General features: G+C 41.4%; 12 protein-coding genes. 8 read left to right on the plus strand and 4 right to left on the minus strand.

The window, feature by feature from the left end; all coding sequences use genetic code 11:
- Positions 1-32: 32 nt before the first annotated feature.
- Both JCM16456_RS09095 and JCM16456_RS09100 read right to left on the minus strand, forming a co-directional pair.
- Positions 33-1,520: an oligosaccharide flippase family protein gene (locus JCM16456_RS09095; protein ID WP_068713915.1), complete on the minus strand. Its 1,488-nt coding sequence runs from the start codon at positions 1,518-1,520 to the stop codon at positions 33-35.
- Positions 1,521-1,550: 30 nt separating this feature from the next.
- A complete protein-coding gene (locus tag JCM16456_RS09100; RefSeq protein ID WP_068713916.1) occupies positions 1,551-2,657 on the minus strand; it encodes a GNAT family N-acetyltransferase in 1,107 nt (368 codons plus the stop codon).
- Between the two features lie 518 nt (positions 2,658-3,175).
- On the opposite strand from JCM16456_RS09100, the gene prsT reads away from it, so the two are divergent.
- From prsT to JCM16456_RS09115, 3 genes are all read left to right on the plus strand, one after another.
- Positions 3,176-5,974, plus strand: coding sequence for an XrtA/PEP-CTERM system TPR-repeat protein PrsT (gene prsT, locus JCM16456_RS09105; protein ID WP_162266537.1), 2,799 nt, complete (start codon positions 3,176-3,178; stop codon positions 5,972-5,974).
- Between the two features lie 90 nt (positions 5,975-6,064).
- Entirely contained in the window at positions 6,065-6,847 is a 783-nt protein-coding gene (locus JCM16456_RS09110; protein WP_068713918.1) for a S1 family peptidase, read from the plus strand.
- A 14-nt stretch (positions 6,848-6,861) separates the two neighbouring features.
- Positions 6,862-7,260, plus strand: a complete 399-nt coding sequence (locus tag JCM16456_RS09115) for a VanZ family protein (RefSeq protein WP_068713919.1) — start codon at positions 6,862-6,864, stop codon at positions 7,258-7,260.
- Between the two features lie 113 nt (positions 7,261-7,373).
- Here the strand turns inward: JCM16456_RS09115 and JCM16456_RS09120 are convergent, their stop codons facing one another.
- Positions 7,374-8,267, minus strand: coding sequence for a ThiF family adenylyltransferase (locus tag JCM16456_RS09120; protein ID WP_068713920.1), 894 nt, complete (start codon positions 8,265-8,267; stop codon positions 7,374-7,376).
- Between the two features lie 62 nt (positions 8,268-8,329).
- A complete protein-coding gene (locus JCM16456_RS09125; RefSeq protein WP_068713921.1) occupies positions 8,330-9,244 on the minus strand; it encodes an N-acyl amino acid synthase FeeM domain-containing protein in 915 nt (304 codons plus the stop codon).
- 1,034 nt (positions 9,245-10,278) lie between these two features.
- On the opposite strand from JCM16456_RS09125, the gene JCM16456_RS09130 reads away from it, so the two are divergent.
- The 5 genes from JCM16456_RS09130 to JCM16456_RS09145 all read left to right on the plus strand — a co-directional run bounded on the left by JCM16456_RS09130 (position 10,279) and on the right by JCM16456_RS09145 (position 18,287).
- Positions 10,279-11,217: a PEP-CTERM sorting domain-containing protein gene (locus JCM16456_RS09130; RefSeq protein ID WP_068713922.1), complete on the plus strand. Its 939-nt coding sequence runs from the start codon at positions 10,279-10,281 to the stop codon at positions 11,215-11,217.
- Between the two features lie 245 nt (positions 11,218-11,462).
- A complete protein-coding gene (gene prsK / locus JCM16456_RS09135) occupies positions 11,463-13,514 on the plus strand; it encodes an XrtA/PEP-CTERM system histidine kinase PrsK (RefSeq protein ID WP_068713923.1) in 2,052 nt (683 codons plus the stop codon).
- 506 nt (positions 13,515-14,020) lie between these two features.
- Complete coding sequence (locus tag JCM16456_RS23675) at positions 14,021-14,191, plus strand: hypothetical protein (protein WP_156430495.1); 171 nt, start codon at positions 14,021-14,023, stop codon at positions 14,189-14,191.
- Between the two features lie 194 nt (positions 14,192-14,385).
- Complete coding sequence (gene prsR, locus JCM16456_RS09140; protein WP_068713924.1) at positions 14,386-15,735, plus strand: PEP-CTERM-box response regulator transcription factor; 1,350 nt, start codon at positions 14,386-14,388, stop codon at positions 15,733-15,735.
- Positions 15,736-15,923: 188 nt separating this feature from the next.
- Positions 15,924-18,287: an efflux RND transporter permease subunit gene (locus JCM16456_RS09145; RefSeq protein WP_179946779.1), complete on the plus strand. Its 2,364-nt coding sequence runs from the start codon at positions 15,924-15,926 to the stop codon at positions 18,285-18,287.
- Positions 18,288-18,300 lie beyond the last annotated feature (13 nt).

Below are 18,300 nucleotides of genomic sequence, written 5' to 3' on the forward strand. Positions count from 1 at the left end.
CATTAGCGGTAAAAACAACCATCACATAAAACCTATTGCGCCCCCCACCGGTGACGTAAAACAGCACTGGTTATTAAACCCAACAAATAATCGTATTCAGGCACCTTCTTCCTAGCTAAAGCCATCAGCCCTCCCATAAAAGAGGCAAAAACCAATACACCAACCACGACCAACACCAACAAATTAATCACCGGTATTGATGCAAGCATTGGTTTTATTTCAGAAAGAACCGCACACATAATGGCGCTAGGAATCACAGGTAATAACATCACAGGTATCACTCTGCTAAGCGGTACGCATAACACTCTTTTGTAAACAAGCAACAATAAACCTATAAACAACACCATGAGCACAGTCCGCATTAAGGTGTAGGTTGCTAGTAAAGTGATATGTTGTTGATAGAGGATGAAAAAACTGCTGGCTATTGCCACAATCATCACCACATCCATCCATACCAAATAACGCAGTTTGTCTAAGTGAGTCAGTAAATTTTGCAGTGCTATGTTTAACGGCATAGAGAGCATGAGAAAGCTCAGTAACCCCAATACAGGGGCTGCCGCCATCCACCTCTCTCCCATAACCACAAGCACAATATTGTCCTGCAGTGCATAGATACCAAACATAGAGGGCACCACCAATAAATAGGCTAACGCCAAATAACGAGTGAGTTGATCCGTTAGCGCCGGTTTGTTATCGATCAGTTGGGTGAGTCCGGCATAGAATGAACGGGTTGCTGGCGCAATCATTTCTGAAAATGGCAGCCAAGCAAACTCTTGACTCACTCGAAATAAACCGACCGAATTCACAGGTAAAAAACGACCAAGCAAAAACGCATCCACTCTTGAACGCAAATAGCCTGTTGTGGTTGATAGAAGCATCCACTTGGAAAAATTCCACTGTTTTGACCACTGTTGTCTCGACCACCGAGGCCGGTATGGGTGAATCCAATATGAGCCGATAACCGAAATCATCTCACTAAGCAATACGCCAATCATCAGTGCCCAGTAGTTCTTCAATACAATAGCCAAACCGATAGTGATAGGAAATACGATCAATTTCACTAACACTGACAGTTTCGTTAATGGGCGATAGTTTAATTCACGTTCAAAATGAACGATGCCTATATTTTTAAACGCTCCAATAAAAGGAATAACGCTACACGCTAATAATACATTTCTTAATATAGGTTCATGCATAAAATCAGCGATATAAGATGATAATATTGCAATAATAACGCCACAAAAAAACTTGAGAGTAATATTCAAAGACCAAGCACTATTGAGTAGTTCATCGGTGCAATTTTGAGACTTTATGACATATTTATCTGACCCAACCTCAGATAACATCACAAATAAGGCCATAACAATATTTGCTAAAGTGGCCACACCAAAATCGACTGGACTCAATATTCGGATTAATATCAAGGTACTGATCACACCAATAAAGCGTGTAATCCATTTCGATACCAAATTCCATAAGTATCCAATGGCTATTTTTCTATTGACACTTTCAATCATCATCTTCGACCATCAGAACCAGAGCACCATTATTTAAAATCGATGTTTCATTTTTCTAGCAAAGCTTTCCATGCTTAAAAAGATATTTGGGTTACTGTAATGAGAAACCACTAAGTTGCCTTCTTGATTGGAGAACGTCGACTTGTATCGCGCTTTCCCCCCCATAAAGTCATAAGCACAAGCACCATCATCCATGGCCTGATTTATCAACAAATAGTGAGAAACTAAGCCAGGTTTAAAATGCGTGCTTTTATGGCAATAGTTCAGCGCGCCTAAATAGAAATAGACCACGCCACGGTAATAGAAGTTATAAATAATACCGATTGTCTCAGCACCCGCAGTGATGTGATAGAGCTCTATCTCTCCAGTTGCCATCCCTTTTTGGATCAGCTTTTCATGAAATGCTAAAAATAGAGGATTAGCCATGCCGCTACCATTGGCACCACTTCCCCACCGTGCAATGTGGAGCGGTTTAGCCATCTTCAATAACGCTAACCCTTCATCCAACGTTTGGGCTTTTCTCACCACAACATCGCCTATCTTTTGGTATTCTCGCAAACTGCGCGTTATGCTGTAACGAGCATTACGTGACAAATACTGAGATAGTGTCAGTTTGCTTTCTCTTAACTCATTCAAATTGAGAAAATAATTATTGGTTTCCCATACCGTTCTTTCTGTTAAGCCTAAGGTACTTAATGTGTGAAATTTGTCCGCAAGACTGGCACCGACAATGAACACATCATGAATGTCAATCCAACTGAGAACGCTTGCGCACATGGCCTCTCGAATTGCATTATGTTCTTGGTCAGCTATCAAAAAATCATTGTATTCAATCCATATTTGGTCTTCTTGCTGCGACCCCGTGCGATGCAAAAAGTGCTGTTTGCGCCACCACCGGCTCGACAACATGTGACGTTTGGTAACCACAATACCCAAACCGACTGTTTGACCATCTAGCTTGGCTTCAATGAGCGTGAACTCTTTCACAAAGCAGTCAAGCCAAGTGCCAATCCATAGCCAACTTAAGAAAAAATTAGCCGAAGAACGACTTTCCAAATCGAGCCACGCACGAGCCAACCACGCTCTATCCGGATTTTTGTACCACTCAACTTGTACACCAAAGCGATCACTAAGGAGCATGACTTATCCTTTCGTTATTACCCGCCACGCTCCATCTCATTGCCGAGAGGTTTGACGCACGCTTCACCGTCTCACCAATGAGATAATGAAAAAATAATCCCTAATGGGTGACGATATCAATACTATATACCCAAATATCGAAACAATAACAGCGTAAGTATTTAAAGTGGTTGAATAATTAAAAAAATATCAGAAATATCAATCTTTGAAATCCTTTATAATAAATACCATAGAAATAATTGATTTATCTTCTCAAAAATAAGACATGGTTTAATAAAAACATTACAGCACTGAAATTTTAACCGAGTTATTATGGTATATCTGTGAAATTTATATCGATAAAAATAATATTAAACAAATGCATTATCTTCATTTTTAACGATAAAAATTCATACTTTTAGAACACAGTTAAATACATTTTTGGTTTTTATTGTTTTTTGACTTATTACCTAAAGAGCGTAAAACTGACTATCACCGCCAAAGATGTTATGGATATTCACTTAAAAGCAGGGAATTGTATGTTCCAGCATAAGCCTAACATGATTAGAGCCTTACTTCGCTCTAGTCTCGCATCATCTTTTCTGTTGCTTGCGGGTATAAGCTACGCAGACGACTACATCAATAGTGCCCAAATTTATCTCAGCAAAAACGACTTCAATTCTGCGACGATTGAACTGAAAAATGCGATTCAGTCGTCCCCTAAAGATGCCACTCCACGCTTGATGCTCGGCAAATTGTATCTGCAACACGGCAACTTTCCCGCCGCTGAGCAGGAATTATCGCGCTCATTACAATTGGGTGCCTCGAAAGCACAAGTGCTTCCCCTACTCGCTAGAACACTGGTAGCAATGGGCCGTAATGACGATGCCGCCGAACTAGTTAGTGAATCAACAGTATCAGAACCGAGTGCCAAAGCGGATTTAATCGGCTTACAGGCGATTGCTGAGTTAAATTTGCGCCGCGAAGAGAATGCCAACAAGTTGATAGCCGATGCCAGAAAATCCGTCGACAGTAAGATATTAAATCAATCGGTCTATTTTAATTTGGCCCAAGTACGTCAATTGAATGCCCAAAACAAAACAATTGAAGCGCAAACACTGCTCGACCACACCCTAAAAATCGACGAAAACAACAGTGACATATGGCTCCTTAAAGGTCATATGGCTCTGGCTCAGAAAGAGTTTGAACAAGCCACTCAGGATTATAAAAAGGCTTACTCAATATCGCCTTCCGCCAATTTTTATTCTATTTTTGTTGCCAACGCGCTCGTGCTTTCTAAACAGTTTGAGGAAGCAACCCCGTATGTAGACAGAATCTTAAAAGCCATTCCTAATTATCCCGTTGCCAACGAGCTGAAAGCCACGATTCTCTACTCCGAAAAAAATTATGAAGGGGCAAAAGATGCAGCAGAAAAAGCCATCAATAATGGTTCGAACAACGCAGCAACCCTATTGATTTCAGCCGTATCGTCCTATCAACTCAAACTTTATGAACAGGCGAACCGCCGCCTAAAACAAGTGTTACCCAGATTACCGGCTAACCACTTTGCAAATCGCCTTTATATCGTGACCTTGATGAAACTGGGCTACATCAACCAAGCGGTTGAGAAGATGGAGAGCATGGATACGGCCAGTGAAGAAAACAGTAACTTCTTATCCCAAATGGGTTTGACGTTATCCAAATTGGGACGCAACGATGATGCCCTCTCCTTGGCGACCAAGGCCTACGACAGTACTAAAAGTGCCAGCAACGAGTTGATGCTCGGCATGGTTAAGCTAGCCGATAACGATGAAAGTGGTTTAAAAGAGTTACAATCCGCCATTGCCGAACAGCCCGATCAGCGCAAAGCCGCAATCGGCGCTGCCTATTACTATCTGCAACTGGGCAAATTGGACGATGCTAAAGCCGTTGCTGATAAATGGTTAACCAAAGACGCCAAAGATGTCGATGCGCTTGGTTTACTAGGTCAAATCTCTATGGTTAAAAAAGAGTACCCTGAAGCTGAAAAGACTTTTCGTACCATTCTTTCTATTTCTCCTGATCTTCCCAGAGTGCAAGAGTTACTTGCTCGCACGTTGTTTTTACAGAAGAAATATCAAGGCGCTTATGATCTCGCCTATAAAGTGAAGCAAAACATCCCAAACAGTATCCCAGCCATTCAAATTCTGTTTGCCAGTGCGCAAAAACTTAACAAGATGGACGATGTGCTTGGCCTTATCGAAAAGCAAATCAACGCCAATCCAACGGATATAGCACTCCTCCATCAGAAAGCTTTTGCACTGATCACTGAAGGGAAAAATGAGTCTGCGTTAACACTATTGGAAAACATTCCGAATGAATCCAAAACAGGCGAAACATGGTCGTTGATTGGTAACTTGTACGCTCTAAAACGCTCGTGGATTGATGCCGATCGTGCTTATCAACATTGGTTGAAGCTTTCTCCTAATAACGTCAATGCTTACCTTCGCTCTTTGCAAGTGTATGAAGAGTGGAAAAAATACCCAAGGGGTGTGACGCTGGCAGAAAAAGCTCTAAGTCAATTTCCTGAAGATACTCGTTTTGTGATCATCAAGGCTAACATGCAGCTCAAATCAGGTGACTCAAAGTTAGCGCAACAAACTCTCGATACGTTGCCTGAAGCAGCAAAAAATTCAGTGTACGCGCTGACCTTACAAGAATCGATTTACGCGGCTAACCGTGATTTGAAACGTGCCCTACCACTGCAAGAAAAAATTCATCAGATGGTTCCGGGACTGACCACGGCGCGTGAACTCGCCTCATTGTATGAAGCAGCAGGTCAGCGGGATAAAGCGATAAAATTCTTGGAACAAGAGATAGCAACACATTCGAAGAAAGCACGTCCACTCCAAATTCTTCTGGCTGACATTCAAAGTAGAGCTAATCCGGATAAGGCCATTGATGAATACTTACAGATCATTAAGCGTGAACCATCAAACGTCATTGCGTTAAACAACATTACTTGGCTTTACCTTGATAAAGGCGATTTTGGCCAAGCATGTAAGTTTTCAGGTCAGGCTTATAAGATTGCGCAGCAAGAGCCCGTCATTGCTGATACACATGGTTACTGCTTGTTGAAATCTGGTGACGTCACCAACGCGCTGCCAATTTTGTCTCAAGCCTATGAAGCAACCAAAACACGCAATAATGCCGAAATTGCTCTGCATTACGCAGAGGGCCTAATTAAAAGTAAACAAAAATCACAAGCACAAACTCTGTTAAACACTATTCAAATCCCCGCTAACAGCAAACTGGCTGCAGATAAAAGCAACTTAGTTCAACTGGTTAAGAGTATTTGATAAGTAGCGAAAGTCAGTAAGTTCTTTCGAGTTTACTGACTTCCATTCCCAGAACAGGTTATACAAAAGTAAACATGGAGCGTTCAACCTATGGGAAATCCAACGATAAAATCTCTGTTCAAAGCATTGTTATCGTGCGGCCTACTGTGGTTATGCTGGGCTCACTTTAGCTATGCCTCTCTTCCCGATACGATTGATAAAGTTCGCCCCTCGATTGTGGGCGTGGGCACGTATAGTCGTTTATCTGACCAACACTCTCGCTACCTTGGCACCGGATTTATCATTCAGGACGGTCGCTATGTGGTTACCAATGCCCATGTCATTCCTGAGCTGCTCAATAAGGAGATTAAAGAGCGGCTTGTGGTCTACATTGGCCGAGGTTCTCATCCTCACATGCGAAATGCCGTGGTGATCGCCATTGATCCCATATACGATATTGCGATTTTAAAAATTCCCGGCCCAGCGCTGCCAGCATTGACGCTCTCAGAACATAACGTGCGTGAAGGTGAAGATATCGCCTTTACCGGTTATCCTATCGGCGCAGTGTTAGGGCTCTACCCTGTCACACACCACGGCATACTATCGTGCATTACTCCGGTTGTCGTGCCAGCGAGAACCACTAAAGAACTGACGGTTAAGCAGATAAAACAGCTGAGAAACCCCTACATGGTGTATCAGCTTGATGCCACAGCCTATCCTGGAAACAGTGGCAGCCCGGTTTATCTTCCTGAAACCGGCGAAGTAATTGCTATCGTCAACAAGGTGCTAGTCAAGGCGACTAAGGAAGCGGCGTTAACCAACCCAAGTGCGATTACCTATGCCATCCCGATTCAACACCTCAAGAATTTGTTAAGTGAAGTACGCAACAAATAGCAAGGATGACTGAAATGCAACAAAGGGTTAAAAAGGTCGCGTTAGTCGGTTATACCGCTTTGATTGGCTATGTTTCTCTCGCAAAGGATTCATCACCAGACCGTGTGCTTCCCGATCTCAATAGCTATGGCGTAACGGATCTCGACAAAATGGCCCACCTTGGGGCGTATACCCTATTTGCAGTGATTGCTATTTTGGCGTTGGGCTTGAAGTCGCTAAAATCCATCGCCATATGCGCGGCTATCATCGCTGTATACAGTGGCGTACTGGAGGGGCTGCAAACATTCGTGCCATTACGAGAAACCTCTTGGCTCGATTTCTTTGCTAATAACATTGGGATTATATTGGGGTCACTACTTATGCAGTGGTGGCTTTATTCCCCAAAGGCAGAACGAAATAAATGGCGTAATTGAAAAATTTACCCATGCTCAAACACACGCGGTGAGGTATTCAACCTCACCGCGCTTCATTTAAACAGCTTTTATTCATATCGCTAGTCACGTCATATCGTCAGTCTTATGCGATGCTATTGAGTAATGCTCTTGAGCAAAGCCGCCTTTTGGTCGGAGAATTTGCGCGCAGCTAAGAAGCGTTTTAAACGTTGCAATGGACCTCGGTTCCCCCAATGCAATTTGCCTTTACGATACAGACACCGATAAGAATCGAACTGCATGAAATAGGGGGCGGCCATCGGCTGGCGTTTATTAAGCAGAATGATCAGAACCTCTGAAGTCAGAAGGCCTGTGGCAATATTACAAGCGCAGGCCAGTGATGGACCAGCATGGTCGGAGGAATCGACTTTACTGGTGTCCATATACCGCCAATGTGTTCCGCGTGGCGCAACGCCGACAGTAAAAGCAATCAACTGCTCGAACAGATCCATATCGTCATTGATATCAAAATATTCATCAAAACTCATGCTATCTGGTGTAAACACATTCATAGTGCCAGAAAATCCTAATGGAGCTGCGAATACCACCGGTTTACCTAGTCTACGGGCGGTACGATAAAGCATACGCCTTGCTGACATCGAAAAAAAATCGATCGCATCAACAATCACATCCGCGTTAGCGACGAAGTCCTCAACATTATCTTGAGTGATTCCTTGAGCAAACATTTTGATATCAACGCTGGGATGAATGTCTTTCGCCATTTCCGCCATCACCTCCACTTTAGGGCGGTCAGCCGTAGAGGACATAGCTCCGATTTGCCGATTCACATTTTTAATACTAAATTCATCAAAATCAGCCAGATTGAACGCTCCAATCCCCATACGTACTAGGTCAATGAATTCTCGACCACCTAAACCACCACACCCTGCAACTGCAACTCTCGAATGTTGTAACTTATCTTGTTCTTGCTCTGTCACCAAACCAATGTTCCGTGTCACTGCCAATCTGTAATATTCTTGACTATCCATTCTTTTTACCTTTTCACTATGTCATACGTACTGCCTGAAGTCTGTTCAACTATCTGGTCAGCCTAAAAAGGAAATTCTTGATCTAACCTTTGGTATTCATCACGAAGAAGTGACAAGTCTTTCTCATCTAGAGAACGAATGTAGTCTGTGCGCTCTGCAAGAAAGTACTGCAACAGTTCAGAGGAGAGCGGCCGCCCTTCGCCTTTTTTACGGTTGTAGTTTTCCGTAAAAAAGAAGCGGTGCAGGTCTGCATCAAACTCACGTCCGGAATAAAATTCTTCTGCTTTACTATTCGCTTGAGCAATATTTAAACGGTGACCTTGCACTCTACGCTTGTAGGCTGCGGAATACGGGACTAGCTCACCCAACGGTTCAAATAGGCAAATCTTCTGGTAAAAACGACAGTGCCGTTCAGCCACTGAACAACATAAATCGGTGACTCCTTTTAATTCAGCAAATTGAAATAATAATTTGAACAGGTGAAGGAATACTTTGTATTTGGTGTAATTAGGGTTAAGTGCAAAGGCTGTTACTTCAGCCACTTTGCCGCCTTCTTCTCTAATATTGTTGATTTGATCACCACAAAATTCTTCCATTGGAAGTCCCATGGGACTATCAAAAATAATCGAAACGGTCCCTACCACATTAGTGGATTCCTTAAAGTGACTTGGTGTTCCCATCTCCAATTCATCGTGGAAATTGGCAATAAAGATCCTAGTGTCAGGTAGTAAGTGATATTTGGTAAACCTAATTCCTTGTTGGTTATCTTTTTGCAATCCAGCTTCAACGTAGTTGTCCCACACCAAAGTAAATGCTCGTTCAATTTCTTCTTTATCCACCGCTATTTTATAGGTCACCGCCCTTGAACTTTGATCGATATCGCTACCCTCTTTTGCGATACGCACTTCCTTACGCCTCTCCACAGGCACTGTTCTGCCATTCAATTTAGTGAGTGGGGCCTTTTCTATGATCGCCATGTGTTCGCCTCCGATCTAGCATGAGTGCCAAGTGACTTGAGTTTGGTGATTATTCGAGTTTTCGCATACAAAATGCACAGAAACTCGTCTCCAATATGAACGGTAGCGTATATTTTTTGAAATAACGGCTTAAAAATAGAAAAGAATAAAAATAATTTACTTAAGTTTTAAATAAAAGAAATATTACATCATATCGCTTTAAAAACTGCTAAAAAGAATTATATAAAATCAAGTAAAACCCTTACTAGCTCAATTAACCCAACGTTGAATTTATGAAAAATCACAATGTTAAAATCTAGATATCGATATTTTTTACAAAAATAAAAAACATTAATAATAAAAAAGATATTATAAATAACTGTTTTTATTGATTTTCAACCACACAAACAAATTTCTAAATACAAAAGTTAATTTTTCATCAAGCCATATGTCAGTCTATTTTACACTTTTGCAAAATCAGTATTCTATATAACATATCACGCAAACTAATTATTTGAAAAACAATAGTATTATTTTTAAAAAGACAAACACAATATTAATGTCGACGTAGCGATTATTAAATAACGACCCTGTATACCCAACACCTACTCCGACTCGCCAAAATCTAAAGTACCCCCTTTTATTTATGTTACGCAAAGTCAATAAAAACACGTCTATTTTATTTACATTAACTCTATAGTTATATTACTTTCAATTAGTTATATAACTAGATTAGTAATTTACCGCATTAGTGTCAGATTGTTTTACAACGTAACACATAGCGTATTAGATTATTTAATCTATATATTTCATACACTTGTAGTGACAAACATAACATATTAATCATTCTGTTATTTTAAGTGACTAAATTTATTACAATATCAGGCTGCACACATATACACCAGATGACACCAATTTATACACCTAAATGCTCGCACGTCATTTATCATCATATAAGTCAATATAAGCAATTAAATTACCTAGCAAAATAAAGTTGGCATTATCAATGCTTTATAAGTCTTGGTAACAAACCTTAACGGACAAAGGTAAATAAAATGAAACTATTTAAAAAGCTAGGTCAATTGCTGATGCTCTGTTTATTTATCGGGGTATCAACTCAGGCTTATTCGTCTACACTCGACCTCACCAACATGGTATGGGGTATTGACTATGATCACGATGGCAACCCCGACAACACGACGACTTATACGAACGACCTTATGGGGTTCTTTGGGTACACTCTAGTTGAGTTTGATAGTCCATCCACTGCAGGAACTCTCAGTGACGGAGATACGTTCACAGACTACAACTACCTAAAAGATACCACCTCAGGAAGTGGTATTTACACTACAAATACCATGACAGGTAAACTGGCTGACACGACTGGTACTAGCATTGTTTATAGTACCGCTGAATTTGATGCTGGTTCCACAATGACTTGGTACGACGCCAATAATAGTAATGCGAGCATTTTGACTTTAGATGTTTATGAGGGCAGTTCAACACTAAAGTTGGATGATGGCATATTAACCATTGATCAAATTAAATTACTGTTATCAGTAACATCTGTTGCAGAAGATTATTTCTATGTAAAAGTTAATGATAAGTGGGTAGATTTATACGATATCCTTAATGGCGATAGTTACAGCGAAATTTATCTTTACGTTTTAGTCTCTTCTGACGTTCCCTCCTCAATTGAAGATGCGGATACCCTTACTGATTATGTTAATGATCAAACAGGAAGTGATTTAGACAATTTGGATGGCTATCTAACGGATACAGCAGAAACCACAGAGGTAGATTTGTCACAAGCTGCAGAAAATAACGGCAATGGCGGCTATAGCTATATGATAGTTAACAACGGTACTTCAATTGTTAGAAAACGTGTACCAGAACCAGGCATGCTCTCTCTAATGGGTCTGGCATTCTTAGGTTTAGCTGGCTTACAACGCCGTCGTAAAATGCAAAGTGGCACAAATACTAAGCTTAACTAAGTTATTATCTTCGTCCTAGATGGCGACTTCCTATACAGCAATGCCTTGTGTAGGAAGTCACCTCTAATAGGCGCTTCTGTTACCTTCTCTGGTTATCAATTCCATCACTCCGTGTTTTATCGTCAATCCCGATTCTTACTTTTTAGATCAACAGCAAATCGAACATTTAGCGCGATACTCTTTACAGAAACTGCTCAATAATAGAGTTAAACTTTGCTGCATAAAATGACGAGCATTAGGGAATTATGTCGAATTTATTATTGAATGCCACTGGCTATGGCATTGTGGCTCTTGGTTTTCTCTTTCTATTTATTCTGTTACTCGCAGCCAAACAAAAAACACTCCAACGCAGCCTATTACTGATTGCGTCCTTGACCAGTGCCATTTGGGCGTGCGTGGCCGCGTTAGCGATACATCCCGTTGTTGAGCTAGTGTTATTACCTATCGAAACTCTACGTAATATCAGTTGGTTGCTGCTTATTATGGGTACGCTGACCGTGCAAACCCAATGGCATCATTTCCTCCGTGACGACCCTATGGTCAAACGCACTTTAGCCGCACTGTCATTCGTGCTGATCATTGAGCTATCGAGTACGCTGCTTTTTTGGCTTCCTTTTCGTTATTTATTACTGATTCATCTTGGCGAATCGGCAGTCGGTTTGTGGTTTATCGAACAACTTTATCGCCGCACTGATAAACAAGATCGTTGGACCATAAAGCCTATCACGCTTGGCTTGGGTATGACTTTCGCCTACGATTTTGCGCTGTATGCAAACGGGGCACTGACCAACAGCATCGATAATGGTTTTCTGCTGGCTCGAGGATGGATCACTATCGTCACAATCCCACTAATTGCCATGACCGCAAGACGTATAAAAAATTGGTCCACTCGGATATACGTTTCAAGGGATGTTGTTTACAGCAGCACATTGCTAACGATTGCTGGTGGTTATTTGCTTTTGATGGCTGTGGCAGGATATTACATTCGCTATTTAGGAGAGAATTGGGGGAGCGTAGCCCAATACGTGTTTTTTGCCCTTAGCGCACTACTTCTTGCTAGTCTATTTACTTCCGAATCACTCCGACGCAAATTAAAAGTTTTTATCATCAAGCACTTTTATGCCAATAAATACGAGTATCGTGAAGAGTGGATGAAATTTGCCGCCATTTTGGAACAAAACGTCCATGAGCCTTACCAGATCGCGCTAGACGCCATTATTCAGCCGTTTGATTGTGAAGCAGGACTTTTAGTGAGGGTAAATGGCGATAAGTTCACTAACAAAACCAGTTATAACCTCAAAGCAGGCTACCCAGAGAAGGATGAAGTTCTGTTACCTTTGGCTAAAGCTGCTATAGAGCATCAATGGATCATTGATATTAAGCAGCTTACTAATCACGATACGAATACCCCTTTTACTTATGACCACCAGCAAGTTTCGACCATCCGCACTTTTGATTATATAGTGCCGATCATTAACCACAGTGGTGACAGCCATGTCTGCTTCATTTCAAAACCTCACGCGACGGAGTCGATCAATTGGGAAGACCGCGACCTTATGTTTGCAATCAGTAAACAGCTTGCCGTATATCTCAACTTGTATCATACCAATCAAATTTTGGCGGAAAACCAACAGTTTGATGCATTTAATCGCATGTCGGCATTTCTCGCTCATGACTTAAAAAATGTACTGGCACAATTACAGCTTCTTGCCAAAAATGCCCAAAAACATAAACATAATCCCGAATTTATTGAGGACGCATTTGATACTGTAGATTCTGCGGTCGAAAGACTGAGCAAAGTAGTTAATCACCTGAAAAAAAAGGAGATGACATCCCATACTGGCGAAACATTTGCTGTCGATACCTTAGTAAAGATGAGCTGCCATGAACGAGAAAATACGTTGCCTCCTCCTCAGTTTAACGGTTCTAGCACGCAAACATTTACAATGAATACGGATAAAGAACGTTTTCGCAATATGATATTGCACCTCATTCAAAATGCCCAAGATGCAACCGATGACGATGGTGTAGTCCAAGTCACTACATCAATAAAAGACAACTACTACACCATTGAGATTAAGGACAATGGATGCGGCATGACTGATCACTTTATTGAAACACGTTTATTTAAGCCCTTTGATACAACCAAAGGTAACTCTGGAATGGGGATTGGCGCTTATGACGCTCGTAAATTCATCGAGCAGTTGGGTGGCTTTATTGATGTAAAATCAAAAGAAGGACAAGGCTCTCGCTTCATTTTATATATTCCACTAAGTTTGCAATGTTCATCGTCTTAAATTTAAGAACAATGACATAAAATCTAGCGCACTCCTACCACAAGCTTCTCTTTTTAAAGTCAGCGTTATAGCCTATTACAATCAAGAAATTAGTGGTTTATTTATCAAAAAAATATATTTTTCAATGTGACGATGTTCTTTTTTAATCATTAATAAAAACATGTTACACCACCATTGATACTATAATCACACGATACAAAAGGAAAGTTAGCTTAAATTACAACAGGTCAAAGGTAATTATTTGTTCAGTGATATGGGTAAGAACCATTCCAATTAAAAATTTCAATATACCCAAATGACTTACCGCTCTGATTCCCACTGACTTTGCTAACGATGGAAAATAGGATCCCAGCGGATGAGTCTGTGTTCAGTATTTGCCCAAAAGACTCAAGTTTAAAACTGTTATTTAACATTGGTAGCAAAATAAAAATAGCTAATATTTCAAACGTTATTATTGATAGGTGACTTCATTACAATGTATTGCGTTATACCCAAATGACCTCAAGATGCAGACTTCAGAGCTTCATCAACGAGCACAGGTCAAGCTCAATGACGGCAGGAATGGTCATTCCCTTTCAACGTCATTGGGCGCAGAAATGGGCTTGTTGATGAGCTCCCAAGGGGCGAGTTGTATTCGCTCCTATGCTGCGTTACCGATTTTCTACGTAGATTACTAGGTATTCAAATCGGTGCCTTGCCTATAAGCGAATACATTCTCGCTGAAACCGCATCTTGAGGTTACTTGGGTATATCTTTGCGACCTATTAAAACTAACAAAAACCAATTATACAAAAGCAGATTAGCCGGATGCCTCCCCAAAACATGTAATAGGCCATCACTGCTCACTGTAAACAAAAAGGCACCATTCTTAATGGAAACACTACTTATTATTGAAGATGATCGTGGTATCCAGAATCAACTAAAATGGGCATTTGATGACTACACTGTAATTCCAGCCCACGACAGAGACTCGGCATTAATTGCCTTGCGTCGCTATGAGCCTAAGGTCGTTGCTTTAGATTTAGGTCTTCCTCCAGATCCGGACAATAGCAGTGAGGGATTTAAGATCTTGCAGGAGATTCTATCCATAGCGCCAAAAACTAAAATTATTGTCATGACAGGTAACGATGAAAAAGACTCGGCTCACCAAGCGATAAAAATGGGTGCTATTGATTTTCATCACAAACCTCTCAATGAGTCCGATCTATCCGTCATCATCAATCGGGCTATGTTTATTGCTAATTTAGAGATAGAAAATGAAACACTGAAAAAACACTCGCTCGAACATAACGGCTTTATCGGTCACAGTCCAAAGATTCAGCGTGTTTGCGAATTGATTGAACGCATCGCGCCGACTGATGTTAGCACGCTTTTACTGGGCGAAAGCGGCACGGGTAAAGAAGTACTTGCTCGTTCAATACATGAATCAAGCGATCGTAAAGACCAACCATTTATCGCGATTAACTGTGCCTCAATACCCGAGAACTTACTCGAAAGTGAACTGTTTGGTTACGAACGGGGCGCTTTTACTGGTGCAGTAAAGATGACGAAAGGTAAAGTAGAATGCGCCGAAGGTGGCACTCTATTTTTGGACGAAATTGGCGATATGCCCTTAGCATTGCAAGCCAAAATCTTACGTTTTTTACAAGAAAAAGTTATTACCCGTATTGGCGGTCGACAAGAGATCTCCGTTAACGTTCGCATTGTCTGCGCAACCCACCAAAATTTGCCAGAGATGGTGACTGAAAAATCATTTCGTGAAGACTTGTTTTATCGTATCAGTGAAATGACTATCAATATTCCACCGCTGCGAGAACGTGATGAAGACATCATCTTAATTGCACGTGCTGCGCTACAAAAAAACTGTGAACAAATGGGTAAGCAGATCAATGGCTTTACTGAAGATGCAATCCAAGCACTGATGCAATATCCATGGCCTGGTAATGTCCGCGAACTACAAAACCGAGTAAAAAGTGCCTGTATTATGGCCGATGGAAAAAACATTACTGTGCAAGATTTGGCGCTACCCATCACACAAGACACACCAACATTAGACATTAATTTAAAACATGTTCGCGAAGCAGCAGAGAAACAAGCGATCTGTCGAGCGCTATCAATGAGTGATGGCAACATGTCTAATACTGCTGGACTGCTAGGCATCACTCGGCCCACTTTATATGCGCTACTGGATAAATTCTCTCTTCGTAAAAAGAGTGAGTAGTAAGAGGTGAATAGCTACCAATAATAGTAAGTCAATCGACAAGCACAATGATGATAGGAATGGCAAAGTGGAGCCCCATGGATTGGTTTATGTGGCTCTGTATTCAGCATTTACCTAAATGAATGACTTACATTTAGGCACAACTAGTTAGCGATTTTTTCTGACGATTATTAGGGTAAACGGAGGAAATGATGCATCAACACGATAAAGGACGGCTATTGCGGCCTGATGTTTGGTTACAGCGCCTAGTGTCTACACCGCTCATTTCTCTTGGTGTGATTGGCTTGTTGATCATCATTGCTTCCATTGGCATTAAAGATTTGCAGTTTCGAGGCGATTACAACATCTTCTTCGATAAAGGTAACGAGCAACTGCTCTCCTTTGAACGCATTCAAGCGGAATTTGCAAAAACCGATAATTTAGCGATTTTGGTGGCACCCGATAATGGCAATGTATTTACTCCCAAGATCCTGACTCTCATTCAAGACCTTACTGAAGCCGCATGGCAAACGCCCTACTCTAGCCGAGTCGACTCACTGACCAACTACCAACACACTCAAGCAAATGCCGACGATATTGTTGTGCATGATTTAGTGGAAAGAGGAATACCTTTCACTGCCAAGACAATTGAAAATATTCGTCAAGTTGCCCTTAATGCACCAGAAACACGCAACGCCATTGTGTCACAAAATGGCGATATCGCTGTAGTTAACATCACAGTACAACTGCCTGAAAAAAATAAAACAGCAGAGATCGCCGAGGTATATCAATTTGTCACTCAAACGATTTCTCAGTTAAAAGCGAACTATCCGGACGTGCAGTTTTATCGCGCGGGTTTAGTTGCAATGAATTACGCCTTGATGCAATCGGCACAACAAGACATTACTCATTTGGTGCCAGGAATGTTTTTGGTGATTTTAGCTGTATTAGTCATTCTGCTGCGATCTGCTCTGAGTGTGTTTGCCACTCTGATTTGTATCATTGCTGCAGTCACTTCCACAGTGGGGCTTGCGGGTTGGTTAGGACAGTCCATCAATGTCGCGACAGTCAATATTCCCACGCTGATCTTAACCTTATCGGTGGCCGACTGCGTCCATATTATCGCGACGATGCGTCATCAGATGCAATTAGGGCAAGGTAAGTCTGCAGCCATTGTGCATAGCATGAAGATGGATGTGATGCCTGTTATCATTACATCGGTCACAACCGCAGTTGGCTTTTTTATGATGAATATGTCCGACTCTCCGGTCCTGAGAACTTTCGGTAATCTTGCCGCAATTGGCGTACTGATCGCTTGTTTATTTTCGCTTACATTATTACCAGTGTTACTCCAATTGCTGCCGATTAAAATTGGCTCAAGAACCACTTCACAAAGCACGCTCTTTATCGACAAAATTGCCGACGTCGTTGTGAAATATAAACTTATGCTCCTTATCGCATCCTCAATGGCAATTGTTGGAGGCGCATTCTTGATCCCTTCTAACACCATCAATGATGATTCAGTTAAATATTTTAATAAAGGCAATGACTTTCGCCAAGTCGCTGACTTTATGCAGGAACATATTAGTGGAATGGGAACGATTAGTGTCGTGGTCAACTCAGGACAAGACCAAGGTATTGTTGACCCTGAGTTTCTCAATACGGTTGACGATTTCACAGCATGGTTGAGACAACAACCAGAGGTCGACCATGTCGCTTCGCTAACTGATATTTTAAAACGCTTGAACAAAAACATGCATGGTGATGATGCCAACTATTATCGCTTACCAACAAACCGAGAACTTTCCGCACAATATTTGTTGATGTATGAGATGTCGTTACCTTACGGCTTGGATTTAAATAACCAGATCAACGTGGCGAAATCGGCGATTAAAGTACAAGTGACCACGGAAAATTTAGGTAGTCAGCAATTCATTGACTTAGAAAAACGCATCAATCTTTGGTTTGAACAACACAATCCTAACAACAAAATACACAACATTGCTCAATCAAGCCCTTCACTTATGTTCGCTCATATTGGTGCAAAAAATATGCGTAGCATGCTGATTTCATTACCCATTAGCTTAATTATGATCTCTGGATTGCTGGTGTTAGCTCTGCGCTCATTCAAACTTGGTTTGTACAGTATCATTCCAAATATGGCTCCGGCACTGATTGGCTTTGGTCTATGGGCTTTAATATCAGGCGAGATTAATTTGGCTTTGTCTGTGGTCGCCTCCCTGACTCTGGGGATTGTGGTAGATGACTGCGTTCATTTCCTCACCAAGTACCAGTTGGCTCGTAAACAAGGTCAGTCGGCAGAAGACGCAGTCCGCTTTGCATTCCATAATGTCGGGCGGGCACTTTGGATTACGAGCGTCGTATTGATCGCTGGATTTTATGTTCTCACTCTGTCGACATTCCGTCTTAATTCAGACATGGGGATATTAAGTACCCTAATCATCTTTTTAGCTCTGGTGATCGATTTTGTTTTTCTCCCCAGTTGCCTCATGTTTTTTGATAAGAAACCAACGACGAATACTGTTCATGTTGTCAAACCCATACAGAAATAACGGCGCGATACCA

The sequence above is a fragment of the Vibrio tritonius genome (genome assembly GCF_001547935.1).
Taxonomy (GTDB): Bacteria; Pseudomonadota; Gammaproteobacteria; order Enterobacterales; family Vibrionaceae; genus Vibrio; species Vibrio tritonius.

Coding starts and splice junctions, on each gene's coding strand:
- prsT (WP_162266537.1), top strand. CDS start 3,176: ATGTTCCAGCATAAGCCTAACATGATTAGAGCCTTACTTCGCTCTAGT.
- JCM16456_RS09125 (WP_068713921.1), bottom strand. CDS start 9,244: ATGGCGATCATAGAAAAGGCCCCACTCACTAAATTGAATGGCAGAACA.
- JCM16456_RS09130 (WP_068713922.1), top strand. CDS start 10,279: ATGAAACTATTTAAAAAGCTAGGTCAATTGCTGATGCTCTGTTTATTT.
- JCM16456_RS09110 (WP_068713918.1), top strand. CDS start 6,065: ATGGGAAATCCAACGATAAAATCTCTGTTCAAAGCATTGTTATCGTGC.
- JCM16456_RS09095 (WP_068713915.1), bottom strand. CDS start 1,520: ATGATGATTGAAAGTGTCAATAGAAAAATAGCCATTGGATACTTATGG.
- JCM16456_RS09100 (WP_068713916.1), bottom strand. CDS start 2,657: ATGCTCCTTAGTGATCGCTTTGGTGTACAAGTTGAGTGGTACAAAAAT.
- JCM16456_RS09115 (WP_068713919.1), top strand. CDS start 6,862: ATGCAACAAAGGGTTAAAAAGGTCGCGTTAGTCGGTTATACCGCTTTG.
- JCM16456_RS09120 (WP_068713920.1), bottom strand. CDS start 8,267: ATGGATAGTCAAGAATATTACAGATTGGCAGTGACACGGAACATTGGT.
- JCM16456_RS09145 (WP_179946779.1), top strand. CDS start 15,924: ATGATGCATCAACACGATAAAGGACGGCTATTGCGGCCTGATGTTTGG.
- prsR (WP_068713924.1), top strand. CDS start 14,386: ATGGAAACACTACTTATTATTGAAGATGATCGTGGTATCCAGAATCAA.
- prsK (WP_068713923.1), top strand. CDS start 11,463: ATGTCGAATTTATTATTGAATGCCACTGGCTATGGCATTGTGGCTCTT.
- JCM16456_RS23675 (WP_156430495.1), top strand. CDS start 14,021: ATGCAGACTTCAGAGCTTCATCAACGAGCACAGGTCAAGCTCAATGAC.